The sequence below is a fragment of the Sphingobacteriaceae bacterium GW460-11-11-14-LB5 genome, assembly GCA_002151545.1.
GTDB lineage: Bacteria > Bacteroidota > Bacteroidia > Sphingobacteriales > Sphingobacteriaceae > Pedobacter.
Genome location: CP021237.1, coordinates 3,618,467 through 3,634,286, shown reverse-complemented (window position 1 = coordinate 3,634,286; position 15,820 = coordinate 3,618,467). Strand labels below are relative to the sequence as shown.

Genomic DNA, 15,820 nt, shown 5'->3' with positions numbered 1-15,820 from the left:
AAGTCGCCAACAGATAACCTAAATTCATTATTTTTTGGAAAGCAATACCTGCGGTGCTTCGGTTCAGCTAGTACCTCTGCCGTCATGCTGAATTTATTTCAGCATCTTTCATGCTACGTAGAGATTCTTTCAAATCGCCAATAGAATGCTGAGATCTTTAACCTAAATTAATTATTTGTTTGGAAAGCAAAACCTGTGGTGCTTCGGTTCCGCTAATATCTCTATCGTCATGCTAAATTTATTTCAGCATCTTTCATGCTGTTGTAAAATCTATTAGAAGAGTTGTCAACTTTTTAGCAAAACGGCTATTAAAGTTGACAACTCAAATTCTTAATTACAATCGCATTCCCCTTAAAAAATCTTCAATCAGCATTCGCTTTTTGCCTTCGTACTGGATATCTAAAAGTTTGATAAAGCCATCTTTTGCGGCAAATTTTAAATAAGTTTTACCATCAGTTAAAAAGCCTCCGGCAACAATACCTGGTTCTTTATCTTCTATTTCGGCCTTAAATACCTTTAAGTTTTTGTCATTAAGTATGGTAAAAGCTGTTGGATAAGGGCTTAAACCGCGGATTAAATTATGAATGGTTTGCGCTGGATTGTTCCAGTCGATTTTGCAATCTTCTTTAAAAATCTTTGGTGCATGTTTTAAATCATCATTTTGTGGCTGGGGCTGTTCGGTTATATTATTGGCTTCAACAGCATGAAGTGTTTTTACCAAAAGATTTGCACCAACAACCATCAGTTTATCGTGCAAGTCACCCGCAGTTTCATCGTCGGCGATGGGAACACTGTCGCTGAGGATAATATCGCCTGTATCAATTTCCTGTTTAAGGAAAAATGTAGTAACACCACTTTCTTTTTCGCCGTTTATAATGGCATGATTAATCGGGGCAGCACCGCGGTATTGCGGCAACAGCGAACCATGTAAATTGATGGTTCCTTTAGCTGGCATATTCCAAACTATTTCCGGTAACATCCTAAAAGCCACAACCACTTGTAAATCGGCTTGATAAGATCTCAGTTCCTCTATAAATTCAGGATTCTTTAACTTTTCAGGCTGTAGAACAGGGATTCCTTTTTCTACTGCATATTTTTTTACGGCACTTTCATTCAGTTTTTGGCCGCGGCCGGCAGGTTTATCTGGCGCAGTAACTACTGCAACTACATCGAAATTGGCTTGCACGATGGCATCTAAAGAGGCTACCGCGAAATCGGGCGTGCCCATAAAAACTATTTTCATAAAGAAAGTGTTGTGTTTTAAAATAACGCGGCTGCCCGCGTTAAAGTTTTGCAAAATAACTAAAAATAAACCCATACTTATAGGCAAAAAATGGTACAAGGCAAAGATGTTGTTCGGGCAAGTGGATTAGTATATGTAACTGATGCGCTACCTGGGATTTACCGTAAAGGAAAACCAGGTAAATTTCATTACGAAGATAAAGATGGAAACAAAATCACCGATGAGAAACACCTCGATCGGATAAAAGCTTTGGTTATTCCACCAGCATGGCAAAATGTATGGATTGCCAATAAACAAAATGCATACCTTCAGGTTACAGGTATTGATGCTGCCGGGAGGAAACAATATAAATATCACGCCAAGTGGACAAGTCGCCGATCGGAGGATAAATATTTCCGTTTATTGGAATTTGGAAAAGCATTGCCCAATGCGCGTAAAAATCTGGAAAAAGACTTGCGAAGAAAAGATTTCGACGAACGCAAAGTACTGGCCATTTCGGTAGATGTACTCCAAAAAACACTCATCCGTGTGGGTAACGAAAGTTATAAGCAACTGTATGGCTCGTTTGGTTTAACTACACTTAGGGATAAACATGTTAAAATAAACGGTAGTACAATCACCATGGATTTTGTTGGCAAAAAAGGCGTTCAGCAGAAAGTTGAGTTAAATGATCGGTCGCTGGCAAAACTGGTTAAGAAATGCAGGGACATCCCCGGGCAGGAATTATTTCAGTTTTATTCGAATGGAAAAGAGCATAAAAGTATCGATTCGGGCAAAATCAATACTTACATTAAAGAAATTACAGGCGACGACTTTACCGCAAAAGATTTTAGAACCTGGGGCGGAACGTTAGAGGCATTACGCCAGTTTTCGAAGTGCAGTGCTGACGAAAATTTGAACCTGAATTCGAAAAAAACAATTGTAACGGTTTTAGATTGTGTAGCAAAAAAATTAGGCAATACGAGAGCTGTTTGCAAGAGTTCTTACGTATATCCATTATTGCTTACCGCTTACGAAAATAATGAGCTAAGTAAATACATGAAAAAAATGAATAATAATAAAGTATCGGGTAAATTAGGTTTGGCACATGACGAGAAAGTTTTATTATCATTCTTAAAATCAGGTAGTAAATAGAAAACCCATTATATTTGTTTTTTTTATCCCTTTATGCAAATTAACCTTGACGATAACGCTGCTGTTTTTTATACGTTAATCGAAGAATCTCCAATGCCGATCGGACTGTATATTGGGGAGAAAATGAACATTAAAGTTGCTAATAAAGCAATGCTTAAAGCATGGGGAAGAGATCATTCGGTTATTGGACAAGAACTTGCCATTGCTTTGCCAGAGCTTAAAGAGCAGCCTTTTTTAGAGATCCTTCAGGACGTACGCGAAACCGGTATTGCTTACGAAACCAAAGAAGACCGGGTAATGCTGATTAACGATGGTGTTTTACAGACCTTTTATTTCGATTTTATTTATAAACCCCTAAAAGACAATGATGGCAAGGTTTGGGGGATTTTGAATAATGCAACTGATGTTACCGAACTGGTAAATGCCAGATTAAAGGTTAAAGCCAGTGAAGAACTTTTTCGCAAGATGATTCAGGATGCACCTGTAGCCATTGGCATTTTGAGGGGCGAAAATTTCATAATCGAACAGGCAAATGCTGATCTTTTAAAACTATGGGGTAAAACAGAAGCAGTAATCGGACTAAATTTAATTGATGGTTTGCCTGAATTGAAAGGACAACCCTTTCCCGATTTGCTAACTGAGGTTTACCAAACAGGCGTTGCCCACTATGGCTACGAGACAATGGCGAGGTTGGAGCGTGATGGTGTGCTTCAGGATTTTTATTTCAATTTTGTTTACGATCCTATCCGCGATCAGCATAATATCGTAACTGGCATTATGGTCGTTGCGAACGAAATTACCTCGCTGGTACATTCGCGGATGGAAATGGCTAAAAGCGAAGAACGTTTCAGGAATTTATTATTGGATACCCCAATGGCCACAGGTTATTATGAAACGGAAGATATTATCATCTCGCTAGCTAACGATGAAATGCTGCGGTTTTGGGGGAAAGATAAGCGCGTAATCGGAAAGCCGATGGAAGAAGCCATCCCTGAGTTAAAAGGACAACCTTTTATCGATATCTTAAAAGAGGTTTATCGTACAGGAATTCCTTATCATGCCGATCAGCAGGAGGCGGTATTACCTGTTAACGGTAAGATGGAAAAGCTTTGGTTTAATTTTACCTATAAACCTTTGAGGAATGCCCAGGGAAAGGTTTACGCCATTTTACATGCAGCAATGGATGTGACGAAACAAGTTCAGCTTCAGCAACAGAAGGACGAATTTTTGGGCATTGCGAGTCATGAGCTTAAAACGCCGGTAACCAGTATAAAAGCGTATGCCCAGGTATTGGAGAAGATGATCAGGAATGAAGGTGATGAGAAAAAGGCTGGCATGGTACGCAAAATGGATTTACAATTGAACCGCTTAACCGGTTTAATTGGCGATTTGCTTGATGTAACCAAAATACAATCGGGCAAAATGACTTTTAATCCCGTAAAATTTGATTTTGATCAGGCTGTAGGAGAAATAGTAGATGAAATGCAGCATATCACGTCTAAACATCAGATCAAAACCGATTTTAAAAGCAACAGCTGGGTTTATGTCGATCGCGAACGTATTGGCCAGGTGATCACCAATTTTTTATCAAATGCCATTAAATATTCTAGCGATGCCAATCAGATTGATGTGCATACTTATGCATTGAACGATGAAGTTATTTTGTGTGTACGCGATTATGGAATCGGAATTTCGAAAGCGCTACAGCACATGGTTTTCGATCAGTTTTATCGGGTGGGTGGAAATTTGCAACATACCTATCCGGGTTTAGGCCTGGGGCTTTACATTTCGGCAGAAATTATCAAAAATGAAGGGGGCAGAATTTGGGTAGAGAGCGAAGAGGGGCAAGGCGCCACATTTTGTTTTGCACTAAAAATTTAATTACACTAATTCACGATTAACTGGTGTAACTTTTTATTCCTTAGGCGCCTTTTTTATCGGATGAACAGGTTGCTCCTCAAGCTCACGCTGCTTAGCCGGGTTACTTGTTTTTGGTGCTTTATTGGGTGTACTGTCATTTGCGTGCCGCACCGTTTTATGGTCAACAGGTTCCCGGCCTTTAGGTACTTCTTCCTGATAATTGCTTCCTGGTTTATCACTTTTAATTTTTGGACCGCTCATGGTTGTAATGATTAAGTTTGAATGATTGAATAGCATAGCGCCTATCCATTATCTATAATAACAAAGCTCCTTCTGTTAAGTTTGAAAATAATTGCAAGGACAATTCAATCATTCAATCCTTCTGTCATTCACTCCTTAATTATAAAGCAAATATTTCTTGCGCATGGTTTTATAAGCACTTAAGCCTGGTTCCCAGCTTGCTCTAATTTCGGCTTCACTCTTTCCATCAATTACCTGTTGCCTGAAATCTGCCACACCAACTAATCTTTCAATAGTACCCATTTCTTTACTCAGTTTGGTATTAAAGAAATCTTCCTTTCTTGGCGATGCCTTGTACAGCTCAATTAACCAGCTAATGTTTACCTGTTTTGATTTTACCAGTTTTGAAGTATCGTAAGTTCTTAAATCTAAACCATAACAAACCTGATCTTGAAATAATGGCGTTTCAGACATACCTTTTATGCTTTTCGGCGTAAAACTGAAATCAAATTTCCCCTTAAGGTAAGGTGCTCCAACAACAGTAAAAGGAAACATTGTGCCACGTCCGTGATTTAAATACGTACCCTCGAATAAACAGGTAGAAGGGTAAAGCAAAATAGATTGCTGTGTATTCAGGTTAGGAGAAGGTTTAACAGGTAAAGTGTACTCCATATCATGATTATAACCGGCGTTTTTGATAATGGTAATCTTACATTTCACCTTATCTTTTAGCCAGCCTTCACCGTTTAGCATCTGTGCATATTCCCCAACCGTTAAGCCATGAGCAATTGGGATAGGTTGTACGCCAATACCCGATTTAAATTTAGGATCTAAAATTGGTCCATCGATTAAATAGCCATTTGGATTCGGGCGATCTAAAATCAACAACGTTTTATTGTTTGCTGCACAAGCTTCCATAACGTGTTGCAGCGTGTTGATATAAGTGTAAAAACGAACTCCAACATCCTGAATATCGAACACCATAATGTCGATATCGGCTAAATCTTCAGCTGTAGGGGTACTGTGTTTGCCATAAAGTGAAATGGCTTTTATTCCTGTTTTGGTATCAACATCATCATTAACGGTAACACCAGCACTGGCGTTGCCTCTAAAGCCATGCTCAGGACCAAATATCTTCTGGATTTTAACCCCTCGTTTCAACAGGCTATCAACCGAAGTCTGCGCACCAATAATCGAGGTAGGGTTAACCACCATACCCACACGTTTTCCTTTTAAAAGCGGCAGGTATTTTTCGGTCTGCTCTGCACCGGTTTTAATTGTCGAGGGTAGTTTAACAGTCTTAATCATCAGTTTTCTGTTTTCAGGGCTTTTCTTTCCAAGAACTTCCTGTTCAAGCGGTTTGGGTTGTCCGCAGGCCGATAATGCAATTAAACTGGTTAGCGCAAAGCTGATATAATTTTTCATTTTTATTATTATTCTAATCTTCCGGTATTATAACAAAACAATTTACAACATATTTTAATTATGCTATTGGTGTTTTCTGGTTATAACTTAATGACTGATGTTTAAAGTTGGTTATTTATTTTCGAAAATGCCATTTTTAAAAAGGAATTGAGCATTTTTGTTACCACAAATTGATTAAATTGAATTTCGAATATTTCATAGCAGGGCGGATAGCCATTAAATCTGAGCGTACTTTTTCAAAACTTATTGTCCGCATTGCAATAGCAGGCGTGATGTTGAGTTTGGCTGTTATGATTCTTTCTATAGCCATTATTAAAGGCTTTAAAACTGAAATTCAGGATAAAGTACGGGGATATTTAGGCGATGTACAGATTACCCGATACGACCTGAATAATTCATTTGAGCATTCTCCTTTTGTACTGGATGGAGAAACGAAAAAGATGCTCAAAAACAATCCCGATATTGAATATTATTATCCCTTTGCTACAAAACCGGGCATTCTTTCGGCCAATAATGAAATTGAAGGCATTAATTTTAAAGGGGTAGACAAAAACTATAAATGGGATTACATTAAACAGCACATTATCAGCGGAACCATTATCGATTTTTCTGATAGTACGGCTGCCATGCAAGAACTGCTCATTTCGAATTATACCGCTAATCGCTTAAAGCTTAAAACCGGTGATGATTTTATCATGTATTTTGTTCAAAACCAGTTGCGACCGCGTAAATTTAAAATTGTCGGCATTTACGATATTGGTGTAGAAGATATTGATAAGGGCTTTGTGCTGGGCAACCTGAACATCATTAAACGCCTTAATAATTGGAAAGCCGATGAAATTGGTGGTTTAGAAATCAGGATCAAAGATTTTAACAGACTTAAGCCTATTGCCGATGATATTTATGAAAAGCTTCCACGCAATTTGCGCTCCTATTCCATTGAAGAAAATTTTCCTAATATTTTTACCTGGTTAGGCCTTCTTGATGTAAACACCAAAGTGCTTTTAATCCTGATGCTCATTGTAGGGGTAATTAACATGGTTACGGCATTGCTGATCATGATTTTAGAAAAAACAAATATGATCGGGATGCTAAAATCTTTTGGCGCCAGTAACTGGAGCATTATGAAGATTTTTCTTTATAATGCAGCTTATTTAATTGGTATTGGCTTATTACTTGGAAATATTTTAGGCCTAGGCCTCGGTTTTTTACAACAGGCTACCCATATTTTCAAACTTAACCAGGCTTCTTACTTTTTAGCTTATGCACCAATAGAATTTCATTTTATCGATGTGCTGCTGCTTAATATCGTTACGGTAGTGGTGTGTTTAACGGTTTTGATTATCCCTTCGCTATTGATCAGTAAGGTTTCTCCGCTAAAAGCAATCCGGTTTAAATAAGGAAAAAACTTGGGTCACCGAACAGATCATTTCCGATGCCCAAGCAAACCTAAACTTAAGCTCTTGTCAACTCAACTTTTACAGTTTGTGTAACACTACTTTTCTGGAGTTGAGGATATGGTGTGATGTCAATTAATTTGAGTGAATAATCTACGCCGTTAATTTTAATGTTGGCTACACTTGCTAAGGTGCCACAATCTCCTTTACATAAGATAATTTCCTGATCAGTATTATTGCCTGTTAATTTGAAATATGCTTTTGCTCCCCCGGCGCTAATACAATCAGCATTTATTGGGCAACGGCTATCGCTAATCGTTTGTAGTACTAATGTAGATGCACCAATGGATTTTGAAGTATTGATTTCAAATTCGTAATTCGTCGTTTTTGTTTCGGATTTCTTCTCACATCCAAAAGCGAACATAACTAAGATTAAAAAGGAGGGTATTAATTTTTTCATTTATATATGGATTAATTACTTCTTTTTAAAATATATTCATAATCTATAGTCGCATAAGAGGTCGTAAGCGAAGAATCTGTTTTTGCACTGAACCTTTTTCTAAGGGTTAAGTCCACTCCGCTACTTCTGATATCGTATTCGCCGTTTAAAATCATATTCCAATCAAAATCTGCAGTCCAAATACCCTCATCAGTGAAATATCCGATCCCGTTTTTAAAAGTATAGGTTCCCTTGCCTCCCGATGGTTTCAGGTTGGCATCAGCCCCTGGTGTAATGTTGAATTTCCCACCCTGTAACGAGATTGAAATGGGGCGGGTTACGGGCACAGATCTGGTACTATTGGTAATTACCAATACACCTGTATAGTTTCCATCCAATAAAACATCTACAGTTGTAGATTTTTTACAGCCTAAAGATAAGACCAGGGCAAACAGGAATATACAGATTTGAACTTTCATACCCCTTAAACGGAGTTCAAAATCAAAACGCTACACTTCAATTGAAATCCAGTCTGTACCTTGTGTACTATGGATAAATTCAGTCCTGGGTTCGAGGTTTAAATAAGGATAGGTGACTTTCGAAAGGTATAGGCCTGTGGGATGAGCAGGTGACGATAGTTTTGAAGGCTGTAAGGTAATCAGTTCGCTTTCAAATTCATCAAAGCTGAGTTCTCCTTTGCCTACCATTAGCATTTTACCCATAATAATGCGAATCATTTTACCCAAAAAGCGGTTACTGGCAATATGAAACCTCAGCCTGTCGCCCTTTGGATTTACAAATAAATCGGCCTCCATTACATTGCAGATGGTATGTTCGTATTTATCAGGGTGGGTACAAAAAGCCCTGTAATCTTTATATTGGGGTAATAATTTTACAACGGCTTTCATTTTATCAAAATCGAGATTGTTCAATTGATAAAAGGAACTCTGGGTGCTTAAAAAAGGATCTTTATAGGTATGGATAAAGTAATCATATTTCCGTTGTACAGCATCAAAGCGGGCATGAGGCTTACCTTCCATCTTAATAATGTCGAATACCGCAATATTATAAGGTAAGGCTTTATTCAAAATGTAAAGCAGATCGAAATCAATATCTTTTTCAATATCGGCATGGAAAAAAAACTGACTGGCATGTACATGCGCATCTGTCCGTCCACAGCCATTAATAGCAATAGGCGATTTTAAAATCTTCGATAGGGTTTGCTCAATAACTTCCTGAACGCTTTTAACCCCAGGTTGTTTTTGCCATCCACTATAGTACTGGCCTTGATATGCAATGTGAAAGAAATACCTCATTTTTCAGCTGCAATTTTACGGAAATTTTAGCAGCAGGAATATTAAATCATATTTTTGTGTCGTAAAATTTAATCATGGATTTAATAAACTGTCCTTGCGGAAGTGGTACCAGCTTTAAAAATTGTTGCCAGCCTTATCATTTAAAAGCGAAAGTGGCACCCACTGCAGCGGCTTTAATGCGTTCAAGGTATGCAGCTTTTGTGGTAGCTGATGATGGATATCTTTACAACACCACACACCCCAGTAAAAGAAAAGGGCATTCGAAAAGCGCATATTTAAGCAGTGCGAAAAACACAAAATGGCTAAAACTCGAAATTGTTTTTTCAGATTTTGATGTCGTGGAGTTTAAAGCCTATTATCTGAACAAGAAGTTCCAAACTGAAATATTCCATGAAAAATCTAATTTCAGGTTAGAAGACGGGAAATGGTATTACGTAGATGGGGAATTTTATGAATAAGGTTGAAATCGCAAAATTCATATAAAATTTGCGATTACATTCGCAGAATTAATATGAATTTTGCGATTGTACTCCTTTTGGCTATATTTTCTTTGCCTCGTTCCAATAGATGTCCATCTCCGCAAGGGTCATGTCGGCTAAGGCTTTTCCGTTTTCTTTTGCTTTGGTTTCGAGGTATTGAAAACGTTTAATAAATTTTTTATTCGTTTTTTCTAATGCATTTTCGGGATTGATGTTAATGAAACGTGCATAATTGATGAGGGAGAAAAGTACATCGCCAAATTCTGATTCTGCCTTTTCGATATCAATGGCTTTATTATCGCTAACATTAAATTCCGTTTTAAATTCCTGCAGTTCTTCTTCTACTTTTTCCCAAACCTGATTTTTATCTTCCCAATCGAAACCTACACCACGGGCTTTTTCCTGAATACGGGAAGCTTTAACCAGCGCAGGTAGTGAAGATGGAACACCAGCCAATACCGATTTGTTGCCTTCTTTAAGTTTTATCTGTTCCCAATTGCGTTTTACATCTTCTTCGTTCTGCACCTCAACATCGCCATAAATATGTGGATGCCGGTTTACCAGTTTATCGCAAACTCCGTTTAACACATCGGTAATATTAAAATCGTTGGTTTCTGAAGCAATTCTCGAATAGAAAACCAAGTGCATCATCACATCGCCAAGTTCCTTTTTTATTTCGTCTAAATCACCCTCTAAAATGGCATCACTCAACTCATAAGTTTCTTCTATAGTTAAATGGCGCAGTGTTTCCATGGTCTGTTTTTTATCCCAGGGGCATTGCGTACGCAACGTATCTAAAACAGTGAGTAAGCGGGTAAAGGCATCAGCCGGATTACCGGCACTTGCAGGAATTGGATTGTTAGGCATGTTTTATGGTTGAACTATATTTATCGAACGCTAAAGTACCAAACCCAGGCGATTAAGAAAAGCTGAAAAGGTATTCTGAACCATAAATATTTTGGTCCCGGTCCTGGTTTATGCAGATCTTCATAATTGATGCGGTGTTTGGCTGCATAAATATTTGCGGGTAAAATGGCTATGTAGAAAATAATCAATGCTATTCCGGTCAATTGTCTGGTGCTTACTATTGCCAATCCTACTGCAAATAAGATTTCCAGAACCCCTGTTAAAAGTACAATTTCTACTTTTTTAGGAATAAATAGGGGGATCATCGCAGCCATACTGGTTTTAAACTTGAAATGCCCGATAGCGGTAAAAAGTAACATCACGCCCATGGCGATATTACCTGCAAAAATATTTCCTTTATCAAAGGTAGTGTGGCCACCAAAGGCCAGTAGTGCCACATAAACGATGATGAGTACGAATAAGGGTTTCATGAACAGAAATCTATTTTATTAAATTAAAGGCTATTAAAATTGTAGCAATAAACAATACCAATAAGCCAGACAAAAATACGAAGTCGGCAACTTTTTCTAGCCGCTGGCTTGTCGTTTTTTGTCTTCTCATCGAGATAAAAGATAAGATGCAGCTGGTCATAAAAAACATAACGGCAGCTACTGCAAATTCATCAATTAAGGAACCATCGGTAAGTGCAAGTTTTTTTAAAGAAGTAAGTACAATAAAGCAAATGCCTAAGAGATTGGCCGAAGTGCTTAAAATATGAGGCGATCTGTTTTCGGCCATATTAATCTTTTTCTTCTAATTTAATCTTTTTGGTAATCCGGTAAACACGTTTCTTTTTGTCGGGTTTATGTTCTTCGCCCATTAAAATGCCCCATGGTTTTAAGTTATCCACTCTATCGAAAATTATTTTTAGCATGGCCAGATAAGGGATGCATAAGAACATACCCGATATGCCCCAAATCATTTCGCCCACTACAATACCAATAAAGGCAAATAAAGCATTTATTTTTACTTTCGAACCCACCACCAGTGGCATTAGTACATTTCCATCTATAGCATGAACGCCAACAAAAGCAATCAAAACCAGGAGTACTTTACCTGCACCTGCTGTTGCAAAAGTAATCAGGCAGCTTATTAAAAGAGCAAAGAATATCCCCAGATAAGGCACCACATTAAAAATACCGGCCACCAGACCTAACAGGACCGCATATTTAACACCTAATAAACTCAGTACGATAATCATTAATACCGTAACAATAAGCATCTGGAGAAATAAACCGATGATATATTTTTTAATAATGTACTGAATCTGACTAACAATTTCGGAAACCTTTTCTTTATGTTCTTCTCTAAACACCGAAGTTAAAAACGTAAATAAAACCCTGCGGTAGTTTAAAATAAAGAAGGTAAAAAGTAGCGTGAAACCTAAAAACAACAGGGTAGAAGATAGGGTAGCCAGGGTGGTCGCTACAATTGCAGCGCTGGTAGCCAAAGCTTTCTCTGTGCTGTCATTTAAATAATCGAGTTGTTTCTGAGAATTTACCCCGAAAGTGTGCGAAATCCATTTTTGGAGTTCATGGTAAGAAACATTCGCTTTTTCTTTAAGTAAAGGCCAATCTGCCCATAAATCGCTTAATTGATTGCCAAAGAAATAGATAATTCCCCCAATAACAGCTATCATCAGGATGACCGAAACGATGGTAGATAAACTTCGTTTAAATTTTAATCGCCGTTCTAAAAAGTTGCCCACCGGCAGCAATAAAATTGCCATCAAAAAGGAGAAAAGTAAAGGAGCTAACAGCGATTGCCCTAAAATGGCAATGTATGTTAAGCTAATTAAACAGAAAAGAACCAGTGCAAGCTTGGGTAGAAACGATAGTTTGTCTTTCATATAATTTAAATCCTGTTTAATACAAAATGCCCGATTAATTGTTTCATTAATCGGGCATTTAAATATAAGAGATTATTTTTTAATAGCTGCTCGCTTTATCTAAAAGGGAAATATCTTCAGTTGATAATTTTAAATTTGCTGCTTCAATAAACGATTTTAACTGACTTAAATCGGTAACACTTGCGATTGGTGCGGTGACTGATGGGTGATGAATTAACCAGGCCAGCGCTACCGAAGCTGGCTCAACATGGTGCTTCTCAGCAAGCTCATCTAACGCTGTTAAAATTTTAAAACCCCGTTCGTTCAGGAATTTTTTAATGCCACCACCACGCTGGCTTTTATTCAGATCATTTTCGCTACGGTATTTTCCGGTTAGGAAACCACTGGCCAACGAATAATAGCTCACCACACCTAAGCCATAATCCAGACAGATTTTTTCGTGTTCCTGCTCAAAGTTTTCTCTGTCGTAAAGATTGTATCCGGGTTGGTAAACTTCGTAACGCGGCAGGCTATGTTGGGTAGCGTAAATCAAAGATTCTTTTAACCGATCAGCAGAAAAGTTTGATGCACCAATCCAGCGGACTTTACCGGCTTTGATTAAAGTTTCGTAAGCACTTAAGGTTTCTTCAACTGACGTATTTTCGTCATCGTAATGGGAAAAATAGAGATCGACATAATCTGTTTGCAGGCGTGATAAAGAATGTTCTACTTCGTTTATGATGTAATCTTTCTTTAACGATTTGCCCTGGCCCATATCAGCGCCCACCTTGGTGGCGATAATAATGTCGTGGCGTTTGTTATGTTTCTTAAGCCATTTGCCAATAATCGTTTCCGATTCGCCACCTTTATTGCCAGGTACCCAACGCGAATACACATCGGCCGTATCGATAAAATTGAAGCCACTTTCTACAAATTGGTTTAATATCTCGAACGATTTTTGCTCATCAACCGTCCAGCCAAATACATTTCCTCCAAATACGATGGGTGCAATATTTAAATCGGTTTTTCCTAAAATTCTTTTTTCCATGATACGAATGTTAATAATATGCTAACAAATTATATGGATTGAGGTTTTGTATAGCAGTCTGAATTATGTCAGGAGTTTTTCGGAAAGCAGTTAACCATCATTTTTTAAAGTTATTCCTGTGTTGCGCTGTAGCTCCGTAGAAAAACGGAGGCTGCCGCTTCACCCAGGTTTAGTTACTTCTGGCAGTTCTTCTATTAACGTGTTTCTGCAAATTGCATAAAACCATACGCCTTAAACCTTTTAACCCTCTGCCTTAGTTGCTCTCAGCATTTCTCTTTTTCCAGGAGCACCGGGTAATTTTTCGATGGTAAATCCGCAGGCCTTAACGGCTCTTTTCAATTTTCCGGTAATTGCATAGGTAACAAAAGTTCCGCCGGGTTTTAAGAAACTGCAGGCATGAGCAATAATTTCATCACTCCACATTTCGGGCTGGTGTTGTACAGAAAAGGCATCATAATAAATCAGGTCAAATTTTTGGTCGCTCTGGTATTCGGCCAGGGTAGTGTGCGGAATTTCTAAGGTGCAAAGCGAAGTTAATTTTTGAGGGGCTTTTAACGCCTCAGGATAATTTGAAATAAAATCGGTCCATATTGTCTCGGGCACATATGCTGCATAACCAGTTTGCTCAATTACTGCTGTGGTAAGTGGAAAGGCCTCAATGCTGGTATAATTAAGATGAAGACTATTTACTGCACAATATTCGAAACTTAAAATAAAATTGAGTCCGGTGCCAAAGCCAACTTCCAAAATGGAGATTTCACCCTGATCGGCGGAAGCAAATTTTAATCCTGCATCAATAAATACATGTTTGCTTTCTTGCAATGCGCCATGTTTACTGTGGTAGTGTTCGCCTATAGTTTCATTGTAGAGTGTATTCGAGCCATCAGCAGTAGGCGTTATAATATTCATGGACTTAGATTTTAAGGATTCCTGGGTTTTTCAAGATAATGATGCAAATATAGGAACAGGATGAATAGGATTTTGGATTTCAAGATAATTAGCCTGAGTAATGAGTAAAGTTATTCCGCTTTAATCATCAGACATCAGACTCCGGACTCCAGAATTTTCTCTTTGCCCTTTCAGCTTTAATCTTTTGTTATTATTTTTGATCCTACCCTAAACGCTAAACCCTAAACCCTAAACAAAATATGGATATCGAATCTTTCAGAGAATATTGCCTGAATTTACCTGGTACAACCGAGGGAATGAAATGGGGACATTTATGCTTTATGATTGAAGAAAAAATGTATTTCATTATCGCTATCGATGAAGATAACAGTTTCTCTATAAAGTGTGATCCCGAAGAGTTTGATGCCTTAACGGCCAGAGATGGCATACAACAGGCCCATCACATGGCTAAACGACAATGGATTCGTGTTGAAAACCTGGAGGTGTTTAATGAAACCGAGCTGAAAAAAAGAGTAGCCGATTCGAGAGCGATGGTTTTGGCTAAACTACCTAAGAAAACACAGGCTAAATATGCTTAAATTCTGGCATAGAGTCACTGAATAACTTCAATACAATTTTGATACAAGTTTCTTTTTACGGGAACTTATTGTTCGTTTTTGGTTTCCTCCTTTTTGGTTTCCTCCTTTTTCGTATCGTCTTTTTTTATGCCTTTATCAGCATTCAGTTCTTTCGACTTCATGATATTAAAACGATACATTTCTTCAATCCCGACAAGTTTCCGTGTACACTTATCGATGTCGGTTCCTTCTTCCCATAAATAAGGGCGAAAGCTATAGGTTTTGGTACCATCTAAATTTGCAATAAACTGGTTCCAGCTGCTCCAACGTAAGCCTTTATAAAATTTATAAAGATCACTATCAAAACAAAAAACAAGAAACTCGCCATAACCGGCACCAAGTGGTTGCCAGGTTAAACTGTTTGGTTCAAGATAGTACACGTTTTTGATGTCTTTGCCTAAACCGCCGTAATTAATGGCAAAGAAACCGCCTACCGCATCATCAGCAATTAAAAGATAAGGAATGTTATCGCCGTACTCTTTTATGGTTTTTCCTTTATTCCATTCGGCAATATTCCGGCTCAGTCTTTCACTGCCCGAACCTAAAATTCTAATCCAGCCGTTATCAACCATAATGCCCCCGGTATTGTAAATTACCGAGCCCAGGGTAGCATAGGTAGTCATTTGAGAATGATATAAAACTTCTTTTGCTTTTGCTGAATCAACAGGCAGAATCTCCACCTTATTTTTTGCAGAGTCGATCCACTTTTTTACCAAAGGCCAGGCCGGATCGGTTTTATTTACCAATGCTTCAAGACTGATTAACTTATTATCCTGAGCAAAGCTTGTTGAAGAGAATAAAGTTAAACCTAGGACAAAGAGGGCTTTGAATATGCTTTTCATGAAAAGGGGCTTATGTTTTTCCAAAGATAGAATGATAATTAAGAATTTTTGAAAGGAGATAGATTAATTTTTGTCTGAGAAGAAATATCAAGCTTAGTTTAATTTTTGATTCGTGGAGACACGAACTAATCGTGCAG

Annotated in this window: 18 protein-coding genes; 5 read left to right on the top strand and 13 right to left on the bottom strand. The window is 38.0% G+C overall.

All coding sequences use genetic code 11. The annotated features are described in order from the left end of the window. Nucleotides 1–334 precede the first annotated feature (334 nt). Nucleotides 335–1,243 (bottom strand): methionyl-tRNA formyltransferase, encoded by a 909-nt coding sequence (locus CA265_14405; protein ID ARS42999.1) that lies wholly within the window; start codon nucleotides 1,241–1,243, stop codon nucleotides 335–337. Nucleotides 1,244–1,333: 90 nt separating this feature from the next. Here CA265_14405 and CA265_14400 point away from each other — a divergent pair, with 90 nt between their 5' ends. Together CA265_14400 and CA265_14395 are read left to right on the top strand one after the other, a co-directional pair. Further along, entirely contained in the window at nucleotides 1,334–2,377 is a 1,044-nt protein-coding gene (locus CA265_14400) for a DNA topoisomerase I (GenBank protein ARS40783.1), read from the top strand. Between the two features lie 33 nt (nucleotides 2,378–2,410). Next, nucleotides 2,411–4,258 carry a hypothetical protein gene (locus tag CA265_14395; GenBank protein ARS40782.1) on the top strand — a complete coding sequence of 616 codons (1,848 nt, stop codon included), beginning with the start codon at nucleotides 2,411–2,413 and terminating at the stop codon, nucleotides 4,256–4,258. A gap of 33 nt (nucleotides 4,259–4,291) precedes the next feature. Here CA265_14395 and CA265_14390 read toward each other — a convergent pair whose 3' ends face one another. Next, on the bottom strand, nucleotides 4,292–4,534 hold the full coding sequence (locus CA265_14390) for a hypothetical protein (GenBank protein ARS40781.1): 243 nt from the start codon (nucleotides 4,532–4,534) through the stop codon (nucleotides 4,292–4,294). Between the two features lie 99 nt (nucleotides 4,535–4,633). After that, nucleotides 4,634–5,902 carry a hypothetical protein gene (locus CA265_14385; protein ID ARS40780.1) on the bottom strand — a complete coding sequence of 423 codons (1,269 nt, stop codon included), beginning with the start codon at nucleotides 5,900–5,902 and terminating at the stop codon, nucleotides 4,634–4,636. 179 nt (nucleotides 5,903–6,081) lie between these two features. Between CA265_14385 and CA265_14380 the strand changes: the two genes are divergently transcribed. Further along, entirely contained in the window at nucleotides 6,082–7,302 is a 1,221-nt protein-coding gene (locus CA265_14380) for an ABC transporter permease (GenBank protein ID ARS42998.1), read from the top strand. Nucleotides 7,303–7,357: 55 nt separating this feature from the next. Here CA265_14380 and CA265_14375 read toward each other — a convergent pair whose 3' ends face one another. Genes CA265_14375 through CA265_14365 form a run of 3 tightly spaced genes read right to left on the bottom strand, consistent with a single transcriptional unit; the run spans nucleotide 7,358 to nucleotide 9,054 of the window. Further along, nucleotides 7,358–7,759, bottom strand: a complete 402-nt coding sequence (locus CA265_14375) for a hypothetical protein (GenBank protein ARS40779.1) — start codon at nucleotides 7,757–7,759, stop codon at nucleotides 7,358–7,360. An 11-nt stretch (nucleotides 7,760–7,770) separates the two neighbouring features. After that, nucleotides 7,771–8,217 (bottom strand): hypothetical protein, encoded by a 447-nt coding sequence (locus tag CA265_14370; GenBank protein ARS40778.1) that lies wholly within the window; start codon nucleotides 8,215–8,217, stop codon nucleotides 7,771–7,773. A 30-nt stretch (nucleotides 8,218–8,247) separates the two neighbouring features. After that, a complete protein-coding gene (locus tag CA265_14365; protein ID ARS40777.1) occupies nucleotides 8,248–9,054 on the bottom strand; it encodes a tRNA pseudouridine(38-40) synthase TruA in 807 nt (268 codons plus the stop codon). Nucleotides 9,055–9,137: 83 nt separating this feature from the next. On the opposite strand from CA265_14365, the gene CA265_14360 reads away from it, so the two are divergent. Further along, on the top strand, nucleotides 9,138–9,512 hold the full coding sequence (locus CA265_14360) for a preprotein translocase subunit SecA (GenBank protein ID ARS42997.1): 375 nt from the start codon (nucleotides 9,138–9,140) through the stop codon (nucleotides 9,510–9,512). An 81-nt stretch (nucleotides 9,513–9,593) separates the two neighbouring features. Here CA265_14360 and CA265_14355 read toward each other — a convergent pair whose 3' ends face one another. The 6 genes from CA265_14355 to CA265_14330 form a co-directional block, all read right to left on the bottom strand. Further along, a complete protein-coding gene (locus CA265_14355; GenBank protein ID ARS40776.1) occupies nucleotides 9,594–10,400 on the bottom strand; it encodes a nucleoside triphosphate pyrophosphohydrolase in 807 nt (268 codons plus the stop codon). 20 nt (nucleotides 10,401–10,420) lie between these two features. Then, nucleotides 10,421–10,870: a hypothetical protein gene (locus CA265_14350; protein ARS40775.1), complete on the bottom strand. Its 450-nt coding sequence runs from the start codon at nucleotides 10,868–10,870 to the stop codon at nucleotides 10,421–10,423. A 10-nt stretch (nucleotides 10,871–10,880) separates the two neighbouring features. Further along, nucleotides 10,881–11,177 (bottom strand): hypothetical protein, encoded by a 297-nt coding sequence (locus tag CA265_14345; GenBank protein ARS40774.1) that lies wholly within the window; start codon nucleotides 11,175–11,177, stop codon nucleotides 10,881–10,883. 1 nt (nucleotide 11,178) lies between these two features. After that, nucleotides 11,179–12,288, bottom strand: a complete 1,110-nt coding sequence (locus CA265_14340) for an AI-2E family transporter (protein ID ARS40773.1) — start codon at nucleotides 12,286–12,288, stop codon at nucleotides 11,179–11,181. A 79-nt stretch (nucleotides 12,289–12,367) separates the two neighbouring features. Next, nucleotides 12,368–13,315, bottom strand: coding sequence for an alcohol dehydrogenase (locus CA265_14335; GenBank protein ID ARS40772.1), 948 nt, complete (start codon nucleotides 13,313–13,315; stop codon nucleotides 12,368–12,370). Nucleotides 13,316–13,555: 240 nt separating this feature from the next. Further along, nucleotides 13,556–14,224, bottom strand: a complete 669-nt coding sequence (locus tag CA265_14330) for a tRNA (5-methylaminomethyl-2-thiouridylate)-methyltransferase (protein ARS40771.1) — start codon at nucleotides 14,222–14,224, stop codon at nucleotides 13,556–13,558. 239 nt (nucleotides 14,225–14,463) lie between these two features. On the opposite strand from CA265_14330, the gene CA265_14325 reads away from it, so the two are divergent. Beyond that, on the top strand, nucleotides 14,464–14,802 hold the full coding sequence (locus CA265_14325; GenBank protein ID ARS40770.1) for a hypothetical protein: 339 nt from the start codon (nucleotides 14,464–14,466) through the stop codon (nucleotides 14,800–14,802). Between the two features lie 65 nt (nucleotides 14,803–14,867). On the opposite strand, the gene CA265_14320 is transcribed toward CA265_14325, so the two are convergent. Beyond that, nucleotides 14,868–15,683, bottom strand: a complete 816-nt coding sequence (locus tag CA265_14320; GenBank protein ID ARS40769.1) for a hypothetical protein — start codon at nucleotides 15,681–15,683, stop codon at nucleotides 14,868–14,870. Between the last annotated feature and the right edge of the window lie 137 nt (nucleotides 15,684–15,820).

Excerpts from the sequence above, each read along its gene's own strand:
- CA265_14405 (ARS42999.1), bottom strand. The coding sequence starts at position 1,243 with ATGAAAATAGTTTTTATGGGCACGCCCGATTTCGCGGTAGCCTCTTTA.
- CA265_14400 (ARS40783.1), top strand. The coding sequence starts at position 1,334 with ATGGTACAAGGCAAAGATGTTGTTCGGGCAAGTGGATTAGTATATGTA.
- CA265_14395 (ARS40782.1), top strand. The coding sequence starts at position 2,411 with ATGCAAATTAACCTTGACGATAACGCTGCTGTTTTTTATACGTTAATC.
- CA265_14390 (ARS40781.1), bottom strand. The coding sequence starts at position 4,534 with ATGCTATTCAATCATTCAAACTTAATCATTACAACCATGAGCGGTCCA.
- CA265_14385 (ARS40780.1), bottom strand. The coding sequence starts at position 5,902 with ATGAAAAATTATATCAGCTTTGCGCTAACCAGTTTAATTGCATTATCG.
- CA265_14375 (ARS40779.1), bottom strand. The coding sequence starts at position 7,759 with ATGAAAAAATTAATACCCTCCTTTTTAATCTTAGTTATGTTCGCTTTT.
- CA265_14370 (ARS40778.1), bottom strand. The coding sequence starts at position 8,217 with ATGAAAGTTCAAATCTGTATATTCCTGTTTGCCCTGGTCTTATCTTTA.
- CA265_14365 (ARS40777.1), bottom strand. The coding sequence starts at position 9,054 with ATGAGGTATTTCTTTCACATTGCATATCAAGGCCAGTACTATAGTGGA.
- CA265_14355 (ARS40776.1), bottom strand. The coding sequence starts at position 10,400 with ATGCCTAACAATCCAATTCCTGCAAGTGCCGGTAATCCGGCTGATGCC.
- CA265_14350 (ARS40775.1), bottom strand. The coding sequence starts at position 10,870 with ATGAAACCCTTATTCGTACTCATCATCGTTTATGTGGCACTACTGGCC.
- CA265_14345 (ARS40774.1), bottom strand. The coding sequence starts at position 11,177 with ATGGCCGAAAACAGATCGCCTCATATTTTAAGCACTTCGGCCAATCTC.
- CA265_14340 (ARS40773.1), bottom strand. The coding sequence starts at position 12,288 with ATGAAAGACAAACTATCGTTTCTACCCAAGCTTGCACTGGTTCTTTTC.
- CA265_14335 (ARS40772.1), bottom strand. The coding sequence starts at position 13,315 with ATGGAAAAAAGAATTTTAGGAAAAACCGATTTAAATATTGCACCCATC.
- CA265_14330 (ARS40771.1), bottom strand. The coding sequence starts at position 14,224 with ATGAATATTATAACGCCTACTGCTGATGGCTCGAATACACTCTACAAT.
- CA265_14325 (ARS40770.1), top strand. The coding sequence starts at position 14,464 with ATGGATATCGAATCTTTCAGAGAATATTGCCTGAATTTACCTGGTACA.
- CA265_14320 (ARS40769.1), bottom strand. The coding sequence starts at position 15,683 with ATGAAAAGCATATTCAAAGCCCTCTTTGTCCTAGGTTTAACTTTATTC.